Source organism: Microbacterium sp. P2_F9 (genome assembly GCF_056403635.1).
The window spans coordinates 1-4,018 of the sequence record NZ_JBFUFC010000264.1; the positions used below are offsets into that span (position 1 = coordinate 1).

3 protein-coding genes are annotated in these 4,018 nt (G+C 69.0%); all 3 read right to left on the reverse strand.

Going from position 1 to position 4,018, the window contains the following annotated elements; genetic code table 11:
• Positions 1 to 3,231, reverse strand: a 3,231-nt coding sequence (locus AC1DVT_RS18420; protein WP_477390636.1) for an efflux RND transporter permease subunit, incomplete at its 3' end; no start/stop codon positions are given.
• 99 nt (positions 3,232 to 3,330) lie between these two features.
• Positions 3,331 to 3,723: a fluoride efflux transporter FluC gene (locus tag AC1DVT_RS18425; protein ID WP_477390638.1), complete on the reverse strand. Its 393-nt coding sequence runs from the start codon at positions 3,721 to 3,723 to the stop codon at positions 3,331 to 3,333.
• Positions 3,720 to 4,018: fluoride efflux transporter FluC (locus AC1DVT_RS18430; protein ID WP_477390640.1), on the reverse strand; the 299-nt coding region annotated here is incomplete at its 5' end. The genes AC1DVT_RS18425 and AC1DVT_RS18430, both read right to left, overlap by 4 nt.

Consider the following 4,018-nt stretch of genomic DNA (forward strand, 5'->3'; position numbering starts at 1 on the left):
GGCCTCGACGGGGGCCTCGACGGGGTCCTTGCGCGACCGGCGGGTCTGCTTCACCGGCGCCGACGGGGTGAGCGCCCGCGCTTCGCCATCGGCAGGGCCTCCGGCATCCGGGTCGTCGCCGCCTCCGGCGGCCACGGCATCCGCTCCCCCGGCGCGTCGCGCTGCGCGACGCTCCTTGGCTCCCTCGACGAGGTTGTAGAGGGTCGGCAGCACCAGCAGCGTGAGCACGGTCGACGAGATCAGCCCGCCGATGACGACGATGGCGAGCGGCTGCGAGATGAAGCCGCCGTGACCCGTGATGCCCAGCGCCATCGGGGTGAGCGCGAAGATCGTCGCGAGCGCGGTCATGAGGATCGGACGCAGGCGTCGCGCGCCTCCGGCCATCGTCGCGTCGTGGGTCGTGAGGCCCTTGTCGCGGTACTGGTTCACGAGGTCCACGAGCACGATCGCGTTCGTGACCACGATGCCGATCAGCATCAGCACGCCGATGAGCGAAGCGACGCCGAGCGGCACGCCGGTGATGATCTGCAGCAGGATGGCGCCGGTGGCCGCGAACGGCACCGAGATCAGCAGCAGCAGCGGCTGACGCAGCGACTTGAAGGTCGCCACCATCACGATGTAGACGATCAGGATCGCCGCGAGCAGTGCGAGCCCGAGCTGCGTGAACGCGTCCGACTGCTGCGTGACGACACCGCCGAGGGCGGCATCCGCCCCGGTGGGCAGCTCCACATCGGCGAGTGCCGTGGTGACCGCCGCCGATGCCGTGCTCAGGTTGTCCGTCGACGGCGTCGCGGTCACGGTGGAGGTGCGCTGTCCGCCCTGCGAGGTGATCGAGGTCGGACCCTCCGTCTGCTCGACCGTGGCGATCTCCGAGAGCGGGATCAGACCCGCCGCGCTCGGAATCTTCAGATCCTGCAGCGCCTCGATCGTCGTCGGCGGGTCGGAGACCGCGAGATAGACCGTGAGCGACGACTCGTCGATCTCGACGGTGCCGATCGAGCGGGGCTGCATCGTGTTGTTGACGAGTGCGCCGATCGCGACCTCCGACAGGCCGAGCTCCGCTGCGGCATTCTTGTCGACCGTGACGGCGACATACGGGAGGGAGGCCGCGAGGTTGCTGGTGACCTGTCCGATCCCGTCCGCATCGGACACGGCGTCGACGACCGCAGTGGTGGCCTCCTCGAGGGTCGCCTGGTCGGGAGCGGTGACATCGATCTGGATGTCGGTCGAGCCGAACCCGCCGCCGCCGGACGCGACCGCGACCTCGCCGACGTCCTCGAGATCCGCCAGCGCATCCTGTACGTCCTCGCGGACGGCGACCTGGTCGGCGTCGGGATCGGTGGTCACCGAGTACGTGACACCTCCGCCGCCCCCGCTGAACGCGTCTCGCAGCGCCGATCCGCTCGAGCCGATCGAGGTCTGCACGGTCTTGACGCCGTCGACGGACAGCAGCGCGTCCTCGACCTTCTTGGCCGCGGCATCCTCCGCCTCGAGGCTTGCCGCGGGCCCGACCTGCTGCGTCACCGTGAAGGTGTTCTGCCCCGAGTCGCCGAGGAAGTTGGTCTTCATGAGCGGCGACACGGCGATCGTGCCGACGAGCACCAGCACGGCGAGGCCGAGCGTGATCCAGGAGTGCTTCAAGGTCCAGTGCAGGATCGGGATATAGGCCTTCTGCAGGCGCGTCGGCGGAGCCTCAGGATCCTCCGGGTCGACCTCCGCGCCGTTCGCGTCGAGCAGCGGCTTGCCGGGCTTGAGGAACCAGTAGGCCAGCACCGGGACGATCGTGAGCGCGACCAGGAGCGAGGCGGTCATGGCGATCGTGACGGTCATCGCGAACGGCCGGAAGAGCTCCCCGGTGACATCGCCCACGAAGGCGATCGGCAGGAACACGGCGACGGTCGTGATGGTGGACGCGGTGACGGCCGAGGCCACCTCGCGCACGGCGCGCTTGATGGAGTCGAGCTTGTCCGCGTCGCCGACGTAATGCCGCTTGATGTTCTCGATGACGACGATCGAGTCGTCGACCACGCGGCCGATGGCGATCGTGAGCGCGCCGAGAGTCAGGATGTTGAGCGAGTACCCGAACGCCTGGATGCCGATGAAGGTGATCAGCACGCTCGTCGGGATCGAGATCGCCGTCACCAGGGTGGCACGCACCGACAGCAGGAACAGCAGGATGACGAGCACGGCGAAGAGCAGGCCGAGCATGCCCTCCTGTGCCAGCGACTCGATCGACTGCTGGATGTACGGGGCCTGGTCGAAGACGACGATGAACTCGGAGCCGGAGCCGATCGAGTCCTGCAGGTCGGGGAGCGCTGCGGTGACCGCGCGCGAGACGTCGACCGTGTTGGCGGAGGGGAGCTTCGTCACGGCGATCGTGAGGGCCGGCTCGCCGTTCACCCGCGAGATCGAGGTGACCGGGTCCTGCTCCTGGGCAACGGCGGCGACGTCTGCGATCGTCACGGCGCCGGCCTTGGCCTGAGCCGGGGTGGAGGGCACCAGGGGCAGCGCCGCGATGTCCTCCGAGGACGTCAGCTTCGTGCCGGTCTGCACCGTGAGGGTCTGGTCGTTCTCGGTGACGGTTCCGCCCGGAAACAGCACGCCGTTCTGCGAGAGGGCGTCCGAGATCGCCTGCTGGGTGTATCCGGCCTCGGCGAGCTTCTCCGGGTCCGGCGTGATGGTGACCCGCTGGCCACGGCCGCCGACGACGCCGGCGCTGCTGACGCCCTCGATCTTCTCGAGATCGGGAATGACGGATGCCTCGAGCTGCGCCTGGATCGTCTCCTCGTCGTCATAGCCCGAGACGGCGAGCTGGATGACGGGCAGGTCGTCGAAGCTGAACGAGACCACGTTCGGCTCGACGCTGTCGGGCAGCTGGCTCTTGATCCGGTTGATCGCCTGCGTGATCTTCTGCTCGGCGGTCGTCAGGTCGGTGCCGTACGTGAACGACGCCTGGATGATCGACGCGTTCGTCGTGCTGGTCGCGCTCGTCGTCTCGAGTCCGGGGATCCCCTGGATGGCCGATTCGATCGGCGCGGACACGTCGTTGCTGACGACTTCGGGCGACGCGCCCGGGTAGGTGGTGACGATCGAGAGCTGCGGGAACTCGATCGAGGGGATGAGCTCCTGCTTGAGGCTGGTCAGCGCGATCCCACCGAAGACGGCGGCCACAATCGTGATGAGGGCGATGAGCGCGCGGTTTTTGAGGCTCAGAATGGCGAGGTTCGACACGGGGGCCTTCGCTGTGATTTCGGGCTTGCTCCGTCTCATCCGGAGAACCCGGAGAGGCGTCGATACGTGAATGTATCGGGGTCAGTATCCCATGGAGATTCAGGACGGCAGAAACCCGGCGACGAGACGGCCGAGGGTGAGTCCGAGTCCGGCGGCGAGCACCGCGKCGACGAGCGTGCCGATGAGGTTGGCCCAGGCCCAGTCGCGTCGGCCGCGTCGGCCGAGGAGCACCGTCTCGCCCGAGACCGTGCTGAAGGTCGTGTACCCGCCGAGGGCGCCGACGCCGATGATGGTCGCCATGTCTCCGCCGATCGCGCTGCCGAGCCCCGCGACGATCCCGAGCGCCAGCGCACCGGTCACATTCACGATCAGGATGCCGAGCGGGAACGCGCCTCTCCGTCCGCGCATGACCGCGACATCGACGATGTAGCGCAGGCCTGCCCCGAGCCCGCCGGCGGCCGCCGTGACGGCGAACAGCACCCAGCCGGTCATTCCGCCGCCTCCGGAGCGACGGCTTCCTGGCGACCGGCCGGACCGCCGCCGACCCTGAGCCCGATCGCCGCGGCGAGCACGCCACCGAAGACCGACACGGCGGCGAGGATCAGGCCGACGACGGGGGCGGCGCCGCCCACGTCGACGACCTGCACCGCGAAGGCGCTGTAGGTCGTGAAGCCGCCGAGCACCCCCGTGACGAGGAACGCCCGAAGGCGCGGCCGCCGGTCGTCGATCCGGCCGACGACCACGCCGAGCAGGAACGACCCGACGACATTGATCGCCAGCGTGACCG